General features: G+C 66.4%; 14 protein-coding genes. 11 read left to right on the top strand and 3 right to left on the bottom strand.

Going from position 1 to position 17,067, the window contains the following annotated elements; translation table 11 throughout:
• Positions 1-60 precede the first annotated feature (60 nt).
• Positions 61-816, top strand: coding sequence for an AraC family transcriptional regulator (locus tag LQR33_RS23385; protein ID WP_231179969.1), 756 nt, complete (start codon positions 61-63; stop codon positions 814-816).
• Here LQR33_RS23385 and LQR33_RS23380 read toward each other — a convergent pair.
• Complete coding sequence (locus tag LQR33_RS23380) at positions 767-1,726, bottom strand: LysR family transcriptional regulator (RefSeq protein ID WP_231470649.1); 960 nt, start codon at positions 1,724-1,726, stop codon at positions 767-769. The two genes, LQR33_RS23385 and LQR33_RS23380, sit on opposite strands and share 50 nt — an antisense overlap.
• Positions 1,727-1,753: 27 nt before the next feature.
• Positions 1,754-2,854: an agmatine deiminase family protein gene (locus LQR33_RS23375; RefSeq protein WP_231179973.1), complete on the bottom strand. Its 1,101-nt coding sequence runs from the start codon at positions 2,852-2,854 to the stop codon at positions 1,754-1,756.
• Positions 2,855-3,078: 224 nt separating this feature from the next.
• Between LQR33_RS23375 and LQR33_RS23370 the strand changes: the two genes are divergently transcribed.
• The 6 genes from LQR33_RS23370 to LQR33_RS23345 all read left to right on the top strand — a co-directional run bounded on the left by LQR33_RS23370 (position 3,079) and on the right by LQR33_RS23345 (position 10,228).
• Positions 3,079-4,533, top strand: coding sequence for a sensor histidine kinase (locus LQR33_RS23370; RefSeq protein ID WP_166438073.1), 1,455 nt, complete (start codon positions 3,079-3,081; stop codon positions 4,531-4,533).
• Positions 4,530-7,004: a two-component system response regulator gene (locus LQR33_RS23365; protein ID WP_231470647.1), complete on the top strand. Its 2,475-nt coding sequence runs from the start codon at positions 4,530-4,532 to the stop codon at positions 7,002-7,004. The genes LQR33_RS23370 and LQR33_RS23365 overlap by 4 nt, the downstream gene beginning before the upstream one ends.
• Positions 7,005-7,092: 88 nt before the next feature.
• Positions 7,093-7,617: a GNAT family N-acetyltransferase gene (locus tag LQR33_RS23360; RefSeq protein ID WP_231470645.1), complete on the top strand. Its 525-nt coding sequence runs from the start codon at positions 7,093-7,095 to the stop codon at positions 7,615-7,617.
• Positions 7,618-7,952: 335 nt separating this feature from the next.
• On the top strand, positions 7,953-8,843 hold the full coding sequence (locus LQR33_RS23355) for a tyrosinase family protein (RefSeq protein WP_231470643.1): 891 nt from the start codon (positions 7,953-7,955) through the stop codon (positions 8,841-8,843).
• 133 nt (positions 8,844-8,976) lie between these two features.
• A complete protein-coding gene (locus tag LQR33_RS23350) occupies positions 8,977-9,453 on the top strand; it encodes a DUF7868 domain-containing protein (protein WP_221665853.1) in 477 nt (158 codons plus the stop codon).
• A 16-nt stretch (positions 9,454-9,469) separates the two neighbouring features.
• Positions 9,470-10,228 (top strand): copper chaperone, encoded by a 759-nt coding sequence (locus LQR33_RS23345; protein ID WP_231470642.1) that lies wholly within the window; start codon positions 9,470-9,472, stop codon positions 10,226-10,228.
• 7 nt (positions 10,229-10,235) lie between these two features.
• Here LQR33_RS23345 and LQR33_RS23340 read toward each other — a convergent pair whose 3' ends face one another.
• Positions 10,236-11,717 (bottom strand): hypothetical protein, encoded by a 1,482-nt coding sequence (locus tag LQR33_RS23340; protein ID WP_231470641.1) that lies wholly within the window; start codon positions 11,715-11,717, stop codon positions 10,236-10,238.
• Positions 11,718-12,151: 434 nt separating this feature from the next.
• Between LQR33_RS23340 and LQR33_RS23335 the strand changes: the two genes are divergently transcribed.
• From LQR33_RS23335 to LQR33_RS23320, 4 genes are all read left to right on the top strand, one after another.
• Positions 12,152-12,997 (top strand): heme-binding protein, encoded by an 846-nt coding sequence (locus LQR33_RS23335; RefSeq protein WP_166438066.1) that lies wholly within the window; start codon positions 12,152-12,154, stop codon positions 12,995-12,997.
• A gap of 43 nt (positions 12,998-13,040) precedes the next feature.
• Positions 13,041-14,303, top strand: coding sequence for a ferritin-like protein (locus LQR33_RS23330; RefSeq protein WP_231470640.1), 1,263 nt, complete (start codon positions 13,041-13,043; stop codon positions 14,301-14,303).
• A 13-nt stretch (positions 14,304-14,316) separates the two neighbouring features.
• Positions 14,317-16,140 carry a LodA/GoxA family CTQ-dependent oxidase gene (locus LQR33_RS23325; protein ID WP_231470639.1) on the top strand — a complete coding sequence of 608 codons (1,824 nt, stop codon included), beginning with the start codon at positions 14,317-14,319 and terminating at the stop codon, positions 16,138-16,140.
• Positions 16,130-17,067 (top strand): NAD(P)/FAD-dependent oxidoreductase (locus LQR33_RS23320; RefSeq protein WP_231470638.1); only part of this gene is annotated, 938 nt, incomplete at its 3' end. The genes LQR33_RS23325 and LQR33_RS23320, both read left to right, overlap by 11 nt.

Raw genomic sequence — 17,067 nt, 5'->3', positions numbered from 1 at the left:
CCAATGTAATAATTGGCCAATTCAATGGAATTAATCATGTAATCCCAAGGATTCGCCAACATGCTCATTCCAGCGCAAGCTCCCCACCTGATCAGCGACCTGGCCGCGGTGCGCGCCATGGCGGCGCTGTTCGACCACCTCCCGGACGTGGTGTTCGCCGTCAAGGATCTGGACAGCCGCTATCTGACGATCAGCGAAGGCTGCGTCGGCCGCTGCGCGCTGCGCCACCGCTGGCAGGCGGAAGGCCGCACCGCGCACGAACTATTCCCCAGCGCCATGGCCAACCGCTATCGCGAACAGGACCTGGCGCTGTTCGCCGAACAGCGGCCGCTGCGCAATCGCCTCGATCTAACGGTCTATCCCGACCGCGCGCCGGGATGGTGCCTGACCAGCAAGCAGCCGCTGCGCGACCCAGACGGGAGGCTGCTGGGCCTGGTGTGCATCTCCAAGGATCTGGCCGACCTCACCCGGGAAAAACTGCTGGACGAGCGTTTCGCCGCCTGCGTCGACCACATCCAGGCCCATTACCACCGGCCGTTGCATCTGGAAGAGCTGTGCGAGCTGTCCGGCCTCAGCATCGGCCAGCTGGACCGCCGGATGAAGCGCGTATTCCAATCATGCGCGGGCGACTTCATCCGCCGCACCCGGATGGAGGCGGCCTGCCACGCGATACGCCACAGCCGCCGCTCGCTGGCAGACATCGCCGCCAGTTGCGGCTTCTCCGACCAGAGCGCCCTCACACGGCTGTGCCGTCAGCTGCTGGGCCTCAGCCCGCGCCAGCTACGCTGGCAGCCCCCTCCCGCGCGGCAGAGCTGAGCCACGCGTGCATGCGCTCCATCGCCTCGGTCCGCAAGGCGTTCTCCGGCCGCGACAGCCACCATTGCGCGCCCGGCAGCCGCGGATAGCCGGCCAGCGCGCGCAGCCGCCCCTTGCGCAGGTCCTCGTCCACCGCCAACGAGGACAGGCAGGCGATGCCGTGGCCGCGCAGCGCGGCGTCGCGCGCCAGTTGGGCATCGTCGTAGATGGCGGCCACGCCGAAACGGCGCAGCAGCCGCTGCGTTTCCGCCTCGGCGGCATCCGGCAGCCTCGCTCTCTCCAGGCACACCAGCCGCGCCAATTCGTGATGGCGTTCGAACGGCAATCCGGTTAGCTGTTCGGCCAACGCCGGCGCGCAGACGAACAGCCACTCGTCGCGCAGCCAGCACGCGTCCTCCCAGCCAGCCAGCGACAGCGGCCGCGGCGAGATCAGCAGGTCCACATCTATCTCATCCGCCTGGCCCGGCGACTCGTCGATGGACAGCAAGGGCACGATATCCGGGTGCGCGGCACGCAATGCGGCCAACCGCGGCTGCAGCCAGCCTTGCAGCAAGAAGGCCGGCCCCACTAGCGCCACCAGGCCGGGATCGGTGTAGACGGCAATCCGGTCCAGCCCGCGGCGCAGGGTTTCCAGCGCGCGCCCCACGCTCTGCTGCAGCATCTCGCCGGCGAAGGTCAGCTCCACCCCGCGCCCCACCCGATGGAACAGCGGCTGGCCGACAAACTCCTCCAATTGCTGGATCTGGTGGCTGATCGCCGATTGCGACAGGTGCAGCGACTCGGCCGCGCGGGAAAAACTGCCTATCCGCGCCGCCGCCTCGAAGCCTGCCAACAGCCGCAGAGACGGCAGCCGCGACCCTCCGGCGTGCTCCGATGCTCCCTCGCCTTCCGGCGCATCATGTTCCGGCATGTCATCCCTCCTTGGCTTCATCCGCGCTCAGGCCGGCTGTTGCTGAGTCGCGCAGTGGATGCCGCCGCCTCCGGCCGCGATGGCGTCTATGTTCAACTGCACCACTTCCCGCTCCGGAAACAGCTCGCGCAGCGCGCTCAAGGCGTTGCGATCGGCCTTGGGGTCGCCGAACTCGGGCGCGATCACCGCGCCGTTGCAGACATAGAAATTGATGTAGCCCGCCGCCATTTCCTCATCCTCGTATTCCGGCCGGACTTGAGTCGGACCCGAAATCGTCACCACCTCCAGCTTGCGGCCGCGCGCGTCGCGCGCCTGGCGCAGAATGGCCAGATGGCGGCGGGTCACTTGATAGTCGTAGGAAGCCGGGTCCGCCTCCAGACCGGCCACCACCACGCCGGGCCTGGCGAAACGCGCGTAGAAGTCGGTATGGCCGTCGGTGATGTCGCGTCCGGCGATCCCGGGCAGCCAGATCACTTTATCCACGCCCAGCAGCCGGCGCAGCTCTTCCTCGCAATGCGCCTTGCTCCAACCGGGATTGCGGTTGGGATTGAGCACACAGCTCTCGGTGATGATGGCGGTGCCTTCGCCATCCACCTCGATGCCGCCGCCCTCCAGCGCCAATCTGGCGCGCAATGCTTGCGCGCCGGCCTTGGCTGCGACGAAGCCTGCCACCCGGGCATCGCGGCCGTGCGCCTGCTTGCCGCCCCAGCCGTTGAAGTTGAAATCCACCGCCGCCAGCCGGCCCCCGCCGCTCTTGACGAATACCGGCCCGCTGTCGCGTATCCACAAATCATCCAGCGGCTGGGCCACCAGCTCCACGTCTGGGCCGCATAGCCTGGCGGCCAAATCGAGCTCCTCTTCGCGCGCCAGCATGCGCACCGGCTCGAAGGCGGCGATCGCCGACGCCACCCGCGCCAGGTCGCGGCGCGCCGCCGGCAACAGCCTCGCGCCCCACACCGCCAGGCTGGGGCCGAACGCCATCCAGGTGGCGGCATGGCGCGCCCCTTCGTCCGGCATCCGATACGCGTCGGCGGACTTCGGCGCGCCGCCTGCGGCCATCGCTTTGTCCGCCAGCCATCCCCCCGCCGCCAGCAGGCTCCCGCCCAAAAACCGTCGTCTGCTCGTCATCGCTGTTCCTTTGATTGAATTCACGGCTGGCATTGTGCGGGAGGATTTCCATTTAAAAAATTGATTAATTTTCCGCAGATCAATCAATTCCCATCATAAATAATCAATAAACAGACTTTCAAATTATGCGTAAAAACACCAACCCAATGGCATACAAAGCGTATTGGCCCTATAACGGTATAGGTTTTTTCCATCCAGCGCATCGCAAGCCCACGGACCTTTCCATGCTCAACTCCGCCAGGAAAACCAACACGCCCGCCACGGGCTCGCTCCCTCTGCCCGGCATCCGGGAGAGCGATGTATGCTTCGATCTGCTGACCCGATATGTAGAAGATTACGCGATCATCCTGCTGGACGCGGACGGCTTGGTCCGCAGTTGGAACGCCGGCGCCGAGCGCATGCATGGCTATTTGGCGATCGAGGTACTGGGCCGCCACTTCAGCTGTCTTCTGCCCCCATCCAACAGCGCCTATCCGCAAGCGATGCGCCAGTTGGCTGAGGCGGAACAGAGCGGCCGCCACGCCGTCGAACACTGGCATCTTCGCCGCGACGGCAGCCGCTTCCTCGCCGACATCCTGCTGATTCCGCTGCGCGCCGATGATGGATCCTTGCGCGGCTACGCCAAGATCACCCGCGACCTCAGCCACCGCAAGCGGCTGGAGGATCGCTTCCACCAAATGGTCCAGGAATCGCCGAACGCGATGATCATGATCAACGGCGCCGGCGCCATCATCTTGTTCAACCGTCTGGCGGAAGCGATGTTCGGCTATCCCAGCGACGAGCTGCCGGGCATGCGGATAGAGCAGCTGATGCCGGAGCGCTTCCGCAACCGCCACGGCCAGCTGCGCCAAAGCTTCCTGCGCCGGCCCGAAGCCAGGCCCATGGGCGTGGGACGCGACCTGTACGGCCTGCGCAAGGACGGCGGCGAATTTCCGATAGAAATCGGCCTCAATCCAATAGAAACCGAAGCAGGCCCCATGGTGCTGGCGGGCATCGTCGACATCACCGCTCGCAAACAGGCGCAACGCCAGCTGGAAACCGCGCTGCAGGAAAAAACCACGTTGCTGAACGAAGTTCATCACCGGGTGAAGAACAATCTGCAGGTGATCATCAGCCTGTTGAGCATGCAGGGCCAGTACGTGCGCGAGGACGGTGCCCGGAGCGTGCTGCAGGACAGCCAGGCGCGCGTCCGCTCGATGGCGCTGATACACCAGCTGCTGTACGAACGCCACGACTTCTCCAAGGTGGACCTGGGCGAATACCTGCAGCGCTTCAACCAGCTGCTGCTGAGCAGCTACGGCCAGTTGGCCGGCGGCGTGAATATAGAGCTGGACGCGCCGACGGGCCTGGCCTGCATCGAACTGCAGCGGGCGACGCCTTGCGGCCTGCTGATCAACGAACTGCTGACCAACGCGCTCAAGCACGCCTACCCGGGCGGCCAAGGCACAATCTGGATGCGGTTGGCGCGCCAGGATGAACGGCATGCCCTCCTGATTGTGGCCGACCACGGCGTGGGCCTGCCCGCCGCCGCTCCGGCGACGCCGCACGCGTCGCTGGGCTTGCAACTGATGCCGATGCTGGCCGAACAGATGGGCGCCCGGCTGGAGACGCTGGACAATCGTCCCGGCGTGCGCGTGGAAGTCAGTTTCCCGGTATTCGGCGCGGGAGAAGGCGCGTGAAAAACATCAGCATCCTGATCGTCGAAGACGAACGCATCATCGCGATGGACCTGCAGCTGCAATTGCAGGCGCTGGGCTATCAAGTATGCGATATAGCGGCCAGCGGCCGCCTGGCGATAGCGTGCGCCGAGCGGGACCGGCCAGACCTGGTGTTGATGGACATCCACCTGGAAGGGGACATGGACGGCGTGGACGCCGCCTCTGAAATCTACCGGCGGCTGAAGATTCCCATCGTTTTCCTCAGCGCCTACGCCGAGAACGCGACGCTGCAACGCGCGAAGAACGCGATGCCCTACGGTTATCTGGTCAAGCCGATCTCTCCGCGCGAACTGCACGCCACGCTGCAAATGGCCATGGTCCGCTACACGCTCCAGCACCGAACCGATGAAGAGCTGGGCAGGATGGGCAAGGCGATGCAGGCCGCCGAACTCGACGTCTGGGAATGGCGGGTGGAGGCCGACCAGATGCAGACCTTCAGCCTCGCGGGCAACGCGCCGCGGGCGTCGGGGCTGGCGGCCAATGAATCGATCCGCCACTTCATCGAACAAGTGGACGCCCGCGACGCCGCCGCGGTGAGCGAGGCGATAGCCGGCACCCGCGACCACGGCTGCGCGCTGGACATCCGGTTCCGCGCCCGCGCCGAGCCCGGCCAGGACGAGCGCTGGCTACACGCCCGCGCGCGCTGCTTCGACGACGACGCCGGCCGACGCATCATAGGCGTGCTGCAGGACATCACCGGACAATGCCGGGCCGAGGAAAGACTGCGCCAGGCCGCCACCGTATTCGACTCCACCTCAGAGGGCATCGCGATACTGGACGCGCGCCGCAAAGTAGTGTCGGTCAATCCGGCCTTCAGCCAGCACACCGGCTACAGCGCGGAAGAAGCGATGGCATGGCCGGATATCGACCCGCTCTACCAGACGCCGCACAGCTTCGCCCGAGCCGGCCCGCCAGCCTCCTCCGACGAGCGCAACCTGTGGCAGGGCAACGTCAACTATCTGCACAAGAACCGCAAAGTCATCAACATCTGGGAAAGCATCAGCATCGTGCCCGCCCCGAACGGCGGCGTCGCCAACTACGTGCTGGTGTTTTCCGACATAAGCTCGGTGCTGGCCGCGCAGGAACAGCTGACCTACCTGGCCAAGCATGATCCGCTGACCAATCTGTGCAATCGCCGCATGCTGCAAGACCGGATGGAGTACGGACTGGCCCAGACCACTCGCCACCAGAAAATGATGGCGGTGCTGCTGATCGACCTCGATCACTTCAAGACCATCAACGACTCCCTCGGCCACAGCCACGGCGACCAGCTGCTTTCCACCATCGCCGCCCGGCTGCAGGGCAGCGTGCGCGCGAGCGACACCGTGGCCCGACTGGGCGGCGACGAATTCTGCATCGTGCTGGGCGACATCGAATCGCCGGGCGACGTGGACCTGATGGCGCAGAAACTGCTGCAGCGGCTGGCCGAACCGGTGCGGCTAGAGCAGATGGTGTGCTATGTGACCGGCAGCATAGGCATCTCGATGGCGCCGGCAGACGGCATGAGCGTGGACGAACTGCTGCGCAACGCCGACCAAGCGATGTATGGCGCCAAGCACGCCGGGCGCAATCGCTACTGCTTCTTCGCCCCCGCCATGCAAAAGGCAGCGGAAGTCCGGCTTCAGATATCCAACGGCCTCCACCAGGCGCTGGAAGAAGGCCAGTTCCGGCTCGAATTTCAACCCATCATCGACCTTGCCAGCGGCCGGATACGCGAGGCCGAAGCGCTGTTGCGCTGGCAACATCCCGAACATGGCGTCATCAATCCCGCAGTATTCATCCCCATCGCCGAGGAATGCGGCCTCAGCGGCAAAATCTGCGAGTGGGTGTACGACCAAGCCCTGTCCGTCATACGCGAATGGCGCGACACGGTGCGCGACGACCTGCGCATCGCGATCAATGTGTCGGCCCTGCATTTCCGCGACTTGCAGAACCCGGCCCGCTGGCTGGACAAGCTGAGGCGAGCCGGGGTGCCTGGCCAGGCTCTGATGCTGGAAGTCACCGAATCCCTGCTGCTCGACGCCGACCGCAAAGTGCAGGAAGCGCTGGATCTCTATCGCGCGGCCGGCATCCGGATCGCGCTGGACGATTTCGGAACCGGCTACTCCGCGCTGTCCTATCTGCAACGCTATCAGCTGGACTGCCTGAAGATAGACCAGGCCTTCGTCCGCCGGATCACCGATGAGCCCCGCGACCACGCGCTGTGCGAGGCCATCGTCGTCATGGCCCACAAGCTGGGCCTGAAGGTCATCGCGGAAGGCGTGGAAACGCCGGCCCAGGCCGCCATACTGCAAACCTGCCGCTGTGAACACGCCCAGGGCTTTCTATACTCGCATCCTCTGCCTGCCGATCTTTTCGTCGAGTTGCTGCGCCAGCGCGGCGGCCGCCTCCCCGGCGACTTCCCGCCCGACCCGCGCGCGCTGTCCGCTTGACCTCCTGGCGGCCGCGGGCGACGATGGCCGCTCGCAAACCATAGGCGCTGCCTGGCTTGGCGTCTCGCCCGCAGCCCAAAGGCCCGACATGCTGCAAATCCGCCTCGCGTCCCCGGACGATCTGCACGGCATCGCCGCCCTGCTGCAGGCCAACGCGCCATCCAGCGGAGGCTCGCTTACGGGAGAGTTCCCAAACGGCAAGGTCGCCGCGATGCTGCAATCGGGCATGCCGACAGTAGCGGCGCTGCGCGATGGCCGCGTCGTGGGCGCGCTGTTCAGCTCCGCCGCGGCTCACCCCTCTCCGCCGCCTCCTGTGGCGGCCATGTTGCGCGCTTGGCCGGGCGGACCCGGCGCCTATGTCTACGGCCCGATTTGCGTGGCCGCCTCAGAACGGGGCCAGGGCCTGCCGGCCCGGCTGTACGCCGTGCTGCGCGACAGCCTGCCAGACGCAGAGGCCATCCTGTTCATCCGCCGCGACAACGCTGCTTCGCTACGCGCCCATCAGCGGCTGGGCATGCGCGTGGTGGCAGCGTTCGCGCTCGATGGCGTGGACTACGCGGTGCTGAGCGACGCTGGCCATTCCAAGGCTGAAGACCTCGAACACGATCCCTGATCCGGCGCTGCGTCTCCTTGCCCCGCGCATACGGCCGGCATCGGCGCGCCTCAGCTTGAACATGCTCCGCGCAGTTCTGTTGGCGATATCTGGTCCCGCCTCAGGATTCGGCGCGGCGCGCTCGAACCTCTGACATCCATCCCGCCGCGAACTCCAGCATGAATGCAAATATCCGCATTAGCACTTAAGTATTCGTCCCGAAGCGCATGGCCGCGCTCCGCGGCTATACCTGCAAGGCAGCGCCGATGATCCGCCGCCCAGGCGAGCCTCCCCCAGCCCCATCCCTGTCCGACAGCCCATCGACGCAACGCGACGCCAAACCAGGAGCAGCCGAAATGCCTACCCCCCGCATGCGCAAGGATGTATCCAAGCTGGACGCCAGCGATCAGACGCTGCAATGGTATGCCCGGGCCGTACACGACATGCAGCAACGCCCGCCCGGCGACTCCACCAGCTGGCAATACCAGGCGGCGGTGCACGGCACGCTGCAGAACCCCTCTACCTTCACGCAGGACCAGAAGCAAGCCTGGGCGCAATGCCAGCACGCCACCTGGTTTTTCCTGCCCTGGCACCGCGTCTATCTGGGCATCTTCGAAGACATCGTCTCCGCCACCGTGGCCAAGCTGGGCGGTCCTAAGGACTGGGCGCTGCCGTACTGGAACTACAGCCCGCCTGGCGCCCGGGCGCTCCCCCCCGCCTTCACCGCCAAGCAATTCGCCGGCCTGTCCGGCCAGAATCCGCTGCTGGTGGAGCGCGATCAGGGCAACGACGGCAAGCCGTTTCTGGACAACAAGGCGGTCAGCCTGAACTGCCTGAAACGCGCCAACTTCGCCGGACACCTGGCCCCGGGCGGCGATTCCGGCTTCGGCGGGCCGATGCGCGGCCCCAACCACATGGGCGACAGCGATCAGGGGCAGCTGGAGATGGTGCCGCACGACATGATCCACAGCGATATCGGCGGCCTGATGGGCGATCCCGACACCGCCGCCCAAGACCCCATCTTCTGGCTGCACCACGCCAACATCGACCGGCTGTGGGAGGTGTGGCGCAAAATGGGGAACGCCAATCCCACCGACCCCAAATGGTTGAGCGCCACCCGCTACTTCTTCCACGACGCCAGCGGCAAGCCGGCCACCTTCACCCCGCAAGACGTGATGGACACCGTGAACGGGCCCTGGCACTACCAATACGACAACCTCGCCAATCCGCTGGGCAACGTCCATTAAGAGCCGCTAACAGAACCCTGAGCCAAGACGCGCCGACGCAGGCAGTACCTCTCGTACAACAAGGAGGCGCAACATAGGATCAGGGGTTTTGTTAGCGGGCTAACGACGCCAGCCATCACGGGAGCACTCACTCATGTCAACGGAACACCCATGCGAGATGGTGGCAGCCACCCAGGAATCGTTTCCGCTGGCGTCGCGGGACGCCACGGTCAGCCTGTCTATAGAGCCGCCGACCGGCCCGGCACTGCAGGCGCAAGCGGCCGGCAGGCCGCGCCAGGCCTACCTCCGGGTTGAGCGGGTCACCGGAAAAGGCATGCCGCCAAGCTACGAAATCTATCTGCATCCGCCGGGCGAACCTCAACCCGGCAGCCGGGAAGAACTATGTGCCGGCGTGCTGCCGCTGTTCGGTCTGGACAAGGCGTCCCGCCAGGGCGCGGGCCATGCCGGCACCGGCTTGCATTACGTTTTCGACGTCACCGAGCTGATGGCGCGGCTGGAGCAGGAACCCGGCTGGGATCCCAAAGACCTGCGCGTCACCTTTGTCCCCAGGCGGCAAGCCAAACGCGAAGCCGAAGTCCGGGTGGGGCGGGTCAGCCTGTATTACGAATGATTTGCGGATATCCCCGATGCGCGCGCTGACGCTGGGTTCCGCCCGCCTCGCCGCGCCGCGGCCTGCCGGTTTGCGGCGAATGCGGGACGGGTTGCAGCGGCATCCGGAATGGTGGGTGCTGGCGCTCTGCGCCGCGGCGTGGCTATGCCTGCTGCAAAGATCCGGCGGCATCGGCTTCGCGGCGATCTGCCGCGGCGGATTCTCCTGGCGCGAACTGGGTTGGCCCCCTGCTCCCGACAGCGGCCTGCCGCTGATGACGGCGGCTATGATGCTGCCGCTGGCTGCGGGCCCCGCCCGCTATGCCGCCTTCCACAGCCTGTGGCGGCGGCGGGCCCGGGCAATCGCCGTCTTCCTGTGCGGCTATCTCGGTCTCTGGCTGGCGGCGGCCTGGCTGCTGGACGCCGCGTCTGCGCTCTGGCTGTCCGCCGTCAACAACCTATCCCTGTCTCTCGCCGGCGCAGCCCTCGCCGCGGCCGCCTGGCAGCTGGGCCCGGGCAAGGCCGCCGCTCTCGCGGCTTGCCACCGCGGCCACGCGCTGGCGCCATCGGGCTGGGCCGCCGACCGCGATTGTCTGCTGTACGGACTGGAAAACGGCGCCTCCTGCCTGCGCAGCTGCTGGCTGCTGATGCTGCTGCCGGGCGCCGGCGGACATGGCCTGGCCGTGATGCTGGGCGTCACCGCGCTGGCCGCAGCGGAACGCTACCACCGGCCAGTCGCCGCCGTTTCCGCGGCCGCGCTGCTGGGCTTGGCGCTGTGGCAGGCGATGGCCGCATGACCGCTTCTCACCCGCCGCTGTAGAAACCATCCAGCGAGCACATGTCCAGCGTCTCCTGAACATGGTAGAAATCGGCGACCTGGTCCATCGCCCGGTGCTCCAGCTCCATCATGTAGGCCAGGCTGCCCAGCGCGCGCCGCTGCGCGGCGGCCCCCAGCAGCGAAATCTCGCGGAAGAACAGCTGCGGCAAAGCCGCGCATCCGCCCTCCTGGCAAGCATCGTCCCGGCGCGGAAGCGTCCGGTAGGCCACGCGCGCCTCCTCCACGCCATCCGGCCCCATCTCCTCCAGCCCTTTCATGCCCAGCCCGCACTCGAAAGCCATCAACGCCGCCAGATAGCCGATGGGATCGTAGCGCCCCAGCACGGTGAAGGCATCGACGTAGGCCTGGAACAAGGGCAGCGGCAAAGCCTGATCCAGCCAGGCCGATGGCACACCCAGCGCCTCGCACACCGACCGTCCATACACCTCGCGCGCCAGCTCTTCCTGAAAATAACGGTGGACATGCTGCTTCATCGGCAGCCGCATGCGCCGGGTCATCAACGGCGCGATGATCTCGGCGAAGCGCCTGGAGACGTGGTATTGCTCGATGAACAGGCCCTGGACCAGCGAACCGGCCTCCGCGCCTTCCTCCTCCACCTGCCGCGCGAAGCGGCTCTCACCCAGCGCCTCGATCCCGGACTGCAGACACTGCCGGGCTCGGCGCATGAAGTTGACGCCGCTGTCCGCCGCCGCCGGCGACGTCCAGCCATGCAGGCGGCGGCGAGCTCCCGCGCAGGGCGCCTGCAGCACCAGATCCACCAGGCACAGCAAGTACGATTCTTCCTGCACCGGGCAATAAAAGCCCAGCACGTCCGGCCTGGCTACCCGCCCCGTTCCGCTGCCCAGGACCGCGCCGCCGGATGCCTCGATGAAGCCCGTCAGCACCCTCCGCCACAGCGGGATCAGTTGCGGCAGGTTGTCCTCCAGATAGAGTTTTTGCAGATAGAAGGTCTGCAGCGCGAAATTGTCGCCCCACTCCGGCGCGGCGACATCGTCGATGAAAAACGCGCCGGGAGCGGGAGGCGGCTCGTCCAGCAAATGCAGCATCACCCGCGCGGTGGCGACGCACTGCCCGCCGCTGTCGCCGGAATCGGACCGCAGGAGCTCAATGCAGCGGCCGATCAACGACTCTTGCTCCAGACGGCGCATTTCCAGCGCGGAGCGGCCAGCCGGCGCGTCTCGGATCAGCGACAGCTCATCCAGCTGGCGCGCCAGGGACAGCTGCCAGGGCAGGGCCGAGCCGGAATGGATGTCGAACCAGATTTCCGCGCCCGGATTAGCCATCGACAGCACGCTGTCCAGCACCCGTCCGCCTTCCACGCCCTTGAAGGCGAGCTTGTACTCGTTGGAGTCGGCCGCCAGCACCACGGTCTGCCCATCCTCGTCGAGCCTGGCGCTGAAAGGCACCAGTTGCGGCGCGCGGTATTGGTTGATACGCCTGGCTTCCATTGCGGCCTCCTGCGATAGCGGGCGCGGATGAAACCATTCCGCGCGAAAACTCCGGAATCCACCCCGGATCGACGCGATCCGAAAGGCGCAAATCGATGGGCCGGACTTTCATCTTATGCCGTAACCACCCCGCTCCCACGTGATTCAAGCTGTCCCAAATGACTGTTTTTTATCATTTTCATTCACAGCCAGCGCACCCAACGCGAGTAATCAACCCTCGGGGAAAAATCGCCGCAAGCCGCGCCATGCTTGACATGGCGCCGGTCCCGGCTATAACCAGCACATGCTGGATATTCCATACAAGAATCATGGTTAAGTAGTCTTACGAATCCGGCATCATCCGTCGACAAAGGCGGACGACAACATTGCGGTATCGGGTCGGCAACATACCAGGCAGCACACGTCATCTCGACAATGTCTTGGGAGAGCCAACCATGAACCTCAGCCAATTCCAACGCGCCTCGGCCCCGTTATCGCAAAGCCTGGACAACCTCGGCCCACTGAGCGAGCTGTCCGGCCACTGGACCGGCCATGGCTATAATATGATCGCCGTGCCGAACCGCCAGAACGGCGGAATCTTCCGCCTGATCGTCAACGCCACCATCGAAACCATCAGTTTCAGCCCGATAGGCGGACCGGTGCCGAACCGCGGCTCCAAGCAAAACGACATTTTCCTCTACGGTTTGACCTATCTGCAGCAGGTCAGCGACGCCGACACCGGCGAAGGCATACACATCGAACCCGGCATCTGGCTGAACGTGCCGGCCACCACCGCGCCGCACGATCCGCCCACCATCGCGCGCCAGGCCACCATCCCCCACGGCGACTCGCTGCTGGCCCAGGGCCAGGCGTCCAGCGAGGCGCGGGCGCCCAACATCGCGCCGGTCAGCACCATGCCCACCCGGGTAGACGGCAAACCGTTGCCCCTTGGTTATACCGATCCCTACCTGAACGGCAAGTTCCCTCCCGGCTTTGATATGTCGAATCCCAATCAGGCGCTGGTGAACGTGCTGAAGTACCAGCAGCAGCAGCTGGAGCTCAAAGTGGTGAGCACCACCAATCTGCCGGTCAGCACCCAGGATTCCGGCGGCATCGCCAACATTCCCTTCATCGTCCAGAACGCCGACGCCACCGAGATGAATTCCATCTTCTGGATCGAAACCCTGCAGCGCCCGGACGGCAGCCAGTTCCTGCAGCTGCAGTACACCCAGACCGTGCTGCTGGTGTTCGACGAAGTGATCTGGCCGCATGTGTCGGTAGCCACTCTGATCAAGCGCTGAGCGCGCCGCGCCGTTTGCCTACCCGACGATTCGCGGAGGAAACATGAGCATCGATTCGAGCAAACCCTTCGGCATGCTGTTCGACCGCATCTACGGCCAGCGCGCCGCCGAAGACCTGGCGGATGCCCGCAAGCCGCTGCAAGACGCGGCCCAGCTGGCGATCCAGGTAGAAATGACCACTATCCCGCCGTATCTGACCGCGCTGTATTCGATCAGAGATCCCAACTGCGAGGCCTACCAGCTGCTGCGCAGCGTGATGATGGAAGAGATGTTCCACATCAATCAGGCCGCCAATCTGCTGGTGGGCATCGGCGGACGCCCCAGGCTGACCGGCAGCGCCGCGCCGGTCTATCCCTGTTACCTGCCCCACGCCAACACCAGCACCACGCCTTTCATCGGCCTGTGCCGCGCGTCGGTGGAGGTGTTCAACGACACCTTCACCGCGATAGAAACCCCAGCGCCGCCGCACGCGCCGCCGCGCGGCGACAACTACAGCTACATCGCCCAGCTGTACGACGCGCTGCTGGACGGCCTGGCGGCCTATCCGGACCAGCAGGCTCTGTTCCAGCCGAACGCCGACGCCTGTCAGCGGCTGGACATCTATCTGGGCAAGTTCGGCGGCAAGCCGGTGCGGGTCACCAACCTCGCCAGCGCCCGGCTGGGCGTTCAGCAGATCGTGCAGCAGGGCGAAGGCAGCGTGCCGGAATCGCAGTCGATGATTCCGATCGAGCCGTGGGCCACCTACAACACCTACGGCGAACGCACCGACGGCACCTACGGCCCCATCATCGGCTCGCCGTACGAGATGTCGCACTTCAAGAAATTCCGCACCGTGTCGCTGGACAAGGCCGGCTTTCCGCCCACCTACCCCATCGTGTCCAACCCCAAGCGCGGCGACTTCACCAATCCACTGGCCATCCAGCTGGCCGAGCTGTTCGACATCGCCTACAGCCTGATGCTGGACTCGATGGAGCGCAGCTTCGTCGCCGGCCAGTCCAGGGACAGCTTCTTCACCCAGGGCCTGCCGCTGATGCACCAGGCGCTGCCCAACCTGGCCCGCAAACTGATGCAAACGCCGCTACACAAGGACACCGACAGCGACGTCGGCCCCAACGGCGCGCCCACCTATCTGTACCAGCCCGGCAGCAGGCTGGCCGATCTGGAGGCGCGGCTGCCCGCCGCCGTCCAGGTGGCCAAGCAGCAGATAGACGACCCGGCGGAGCGCGGCGAGATGGTGGACGCGCTGGAGAGCGTGCGCGACAACATCAGCCGCCTGGCGGCCGCCCATCAGACCGCGCAAGCATGAATCGGGAGCCATCATGATCGAATACCGGATCTACCCCGCCATCGGCATCGCCCGCGTCGGCGACGCGCCGGAGAAGTTCTACATCGAGCCGGACCGCTACTGCGGCCTGCCCGTCATGCCAGACGGCAAGCCGTTCACCCAACAGGACTTTCGCGACGCCGAAGGCCGGCTGTGCCGCCAGGCCGCGCGTTTCAAGGTGTACAAGGTGGAAAACGGCGTCAGCGAGGAGGTGACGCTGAACACCGACGGCGTCCACGCGATACGCTGGACCGCGCACCTGGCCAACAAGAAGCCCAGCTGGTACACCTTCGTGCCGGCCGAAGGCGAAGGCGGCTACGCGCCCAACCACCCGCTGCGCAACCCGCAGGCCGCAGACCGCCGCACGCTGCTGATCGACGCCGGCCCGCGCCAGATATCCGGCCGCAGCCAGCAAGGCGAGCAGTTCAGCAAGAACACCGTGCCGGATGGCTACGAGGGCGCGCATTTCCCGCCCAGCCCGCTCTATCCGATGAACGACTCCATCGACACCCTGGGCGAGCTGCGCACCGACCAGGACGGCCGGCTGCTGGTGCTGGGCGGCTATGGCGTCTCCGGCTCCGCCGATCCGGACGCGACCATCACCGACTACGCCAACAACGACGGCTGGTGGGACGACACCTCGGACGGACCGGTCAGCGCGGTGATCGAGTTCTCCGACGGCAGCCGGATCGAGGCGCTGCCGGCCCACGTGCTGGTGGCCCCGCCCAAGTACGCGCCGGAAGTCCCCAACCTGATCACGCTGTACGACACCATCTTCGACGCGCTGGTGCGCAGCGGCCACTATCCGGCCCTCTATGAAAACGGCTTCTGGAAGTCCGGCGCTGACGGCTTCAAACCCAACTTCCACACCGAAATCCGCCCGTTGCTGGAGCGCGCGACCTATATGCCGTGGGTGGCCGCCATTCCGCCCAAACCGCACCATTTCGATTTCGAAAAACTGGGCGCGACCGGAACGGATGGCCTGGGCGCGCCGGAATACCAGGGCTTCCGCCAGTACATCCTGGACTTCATCCGCCCGCCCTACCAGGAAAACGACATCCTCACCGCCAGCGGCGCGACGATGATGCCGTATCTCGCCGGCGACAACTGCCTGGTGCTCAGCACCGCCACCAGCAAGTACATGCGCCTCACCGACACCCAGTACTTCATGCTGCAACAGTGGGTGGCCGGCTGCTTCGTCAACCACCCAGAGGAAGGCGACGCAGCCGAAAGCTTGACCCGGGCGGCGCTGGACAACTGCGTCGGCGGGCCGTTCTCGCCCGGCATCGAGATGACCTGGATATCGCGCAATCCGGCCATCTACCGCCAGCCCTTCCGCATCCGCAACCACTTCGTGCCCGAAGGCCCGCTGAGCCTGGATTTCGATCTGAAGCGCGGCATGGAGCCCGGCGACGTCACCCGCTACATGGCCATCCCCTGGCAAGCCGACTTCAACGAGTGCTCGTCGCAGCCGCTGGACGGCAGGCGGCTGTGGTGGTGGCCGGCGCAACGGCCGGAGTTCGTCTACCTGGAGCCGCAACCGCAGCCGCGGACGCTGGCGGCCGCCTCGCCTCCGCCGCCGCCCGACCAGGAAACCGGCAAGCAGGTGCCGTGGCTGGGCACCGACTACGACCAGTTGGCCGGCGACTTCATCCAGTTCGCCGACGACATCGACATGGTCAAGTACTGGGCCGGGCTGGGTTTCGTGATGGAAAAGCAGGTGGACGGCGAGCGCCGCTTCGTCGAGGTGGAGCGCGAACTGCCCCGGCCGTTCGACCCCGCTCATCCGCCGCTGCCGGAACGGCGCAATGAACGTTAGCCGCTACCCGGTGGCGATAGCCGGCGCGGGTCCGGCCGGCAGCGCCCTCGCGCTGGCGCTGCATGCGCTGGGCGTGGAAGCGCTGCTGCTGGACCGTCCGCTGGCCCAGCCCTTCCGCATCGGCGAATCGGCGACGCCGGATGTCGCCGGCCTGCTGTCGCGCCTGGGCGCCGGCCATGCGCTGGACGGCCAGCCGAGCTACCACGGCAACCTCTCGCTGTGGGGAAGCCAGACCCCGCGGCTGGACCACTTCCTGTACCGGGGCCACGGCCACGGCTGGCACCTGGACCGCGCCGGCTTCGACCACGCGCTGCGGCAGGAGGCGATGGCGCGCGGCGTGGCGGTGCTGGGCGAATCCGGCATCGACGCCATCGAACCGGCCCGGGACGGCTGGCGGCTGCGGGTGCGTGGCCTAGGCGAAGTGGAGGCGCGGGTGGTGGTGGACGCCGGCGGCAGGCGCTCGCCGCTGGCCACCCGGCTGGGCATACCCAGGTGCAGGCTGGATCGGCTGCAGGCGCTGGCTTGCCGCATGGATGGCCCCGGGGAGCTGAGCGGCTACTCGCTGGTGGAAGCCGCGCCTTACGGCTGGTGGTATGCCGCGGCGCTGCCTGACGGCCGCGCGCTGGCGACGCTGATGACGGACCAGGACCTGGCCCGGGCGCAAGGGCTGGAGCATCCCGCCGGCTTCCTGGCCGCCTGGCGCGCCACCCGGCTGCTGTCGGAACGGCTGCCGCCGCCGCAGCGGATAGACGTTGTGCACGCCTTCGCCGCGCACAGCGGCTGCGTCGCCCGCGCCGCCGGCCCCGGCTGGATCTGCGTAGGGGACGCGCTGATGGGACTGGACCCGCTGACTTCGTCCGGCATCGCCTGCGCGCTCGGCGACGCGCTGGCCGCCGCGCCGGCCATCGCCGCGATGCTGGACGGCGA

The sequence above is a fragment of the Chromobacterium piscinae genome (genome assembly GCF_021129175.1).
GTDB lineage: Bacteria > Pseudomonadota > Gammaproteobacteria > Burkholderiales > Chromobacteriaceae > Chromobacterium > Chromobacterium piscinae.
This window is presented reverse-complemented; position numbering and strand designations above follow the sequence as displayed.

Excerpts from the sequence above, each read along its gene's own strand:
- LQR33_RS23385 (WP_231179969.1), top strand. The coding sequence starts at position 61 with ATGCTCATTCCAGCGCAAGCTCCCCACCTGATCAGCGACCTGGCCGCG.
- LQR33_RS23380 (WP_231470649.1), bottom strand. The coding sequence starts at position 1,726 with ATGCCGGAACATGATGCGCCGGAAGGCGAGGGAGCATCGGAGCACGCC.
- LQR33_RS23375 (WP_231179973.1), bottom strand. The coding sequence starts at position 2,854 with ATGACGAGCAGACGACGGTTTTTGGGCGGGAGCCTGCTGGCGGCGGGG.
- LQR33_RS23370 (WP_166438073.1), top strand. The coding sequence starts at position 3,079 with ATGCTCAACTCCGCCAGGAAAACCAACACGCCCGCCACGGGCTCGCTC.
- LQR33_RS23360 (WP_231470645.1), top strand. The coding sequence starts at position 7,093 with ATGCTGCAAATCCGCCTCGCGTCCCCGGACGATCTGCACGGCATCGCC.
- LQR33_RS23355 (WP_231470643.1), top strand. The coding sequence starts at position 7,953 with ATGCCTACCCCCCGCATGCGCAAGGATGTATCCAAGCTGGACGCCAGC.
- LQR33_RS23350 (WP_221665853.1), top strand. The coding sequence starts at position 8,977 with ATGTCAACGGAACACCCATGCGAGATGGTGGCAGCCACCCAGGAATCG.
- LQR33_RS23345 (WP_231470642.1), top strand. The coding sequence starts at position 9,470 with ATGCGCGCGCTGACGCTGGGTTCCGCCCGCCTCGCCGCGCCGCGGCCT.
- LQR33_RS23340 (WP_231470641.1), bottom strand. The coding sequence starts at position 11,717 with ATGGAAGCCAGGCGTATCAACCAATACCGCGCGCCGCAACTGGTGCCT.
- LQR33_RS23335 (WP_166438066.1), top strand. The coding sequence starts at position 12,152 with ATGAACCTCAGCCAATTCCAACGCGCCTCGGCCCCGTTATCGCAAAGC.
- LQR33_RS23330 (WP_231470640.1), top strand. The coding sequence starts at position 13,041 with ATGAGCATCGATTCGAGCAAACCCTTCGGCATGCTGTTCGACCGCATC.
- LQR33_RS23325 (WP_231470639.1), top strand. The coding sequence starts at position 14,317 with ATGATCGAATACCGGATCTACCCCGCCATCGGCATCGCCCGCGTCGGC.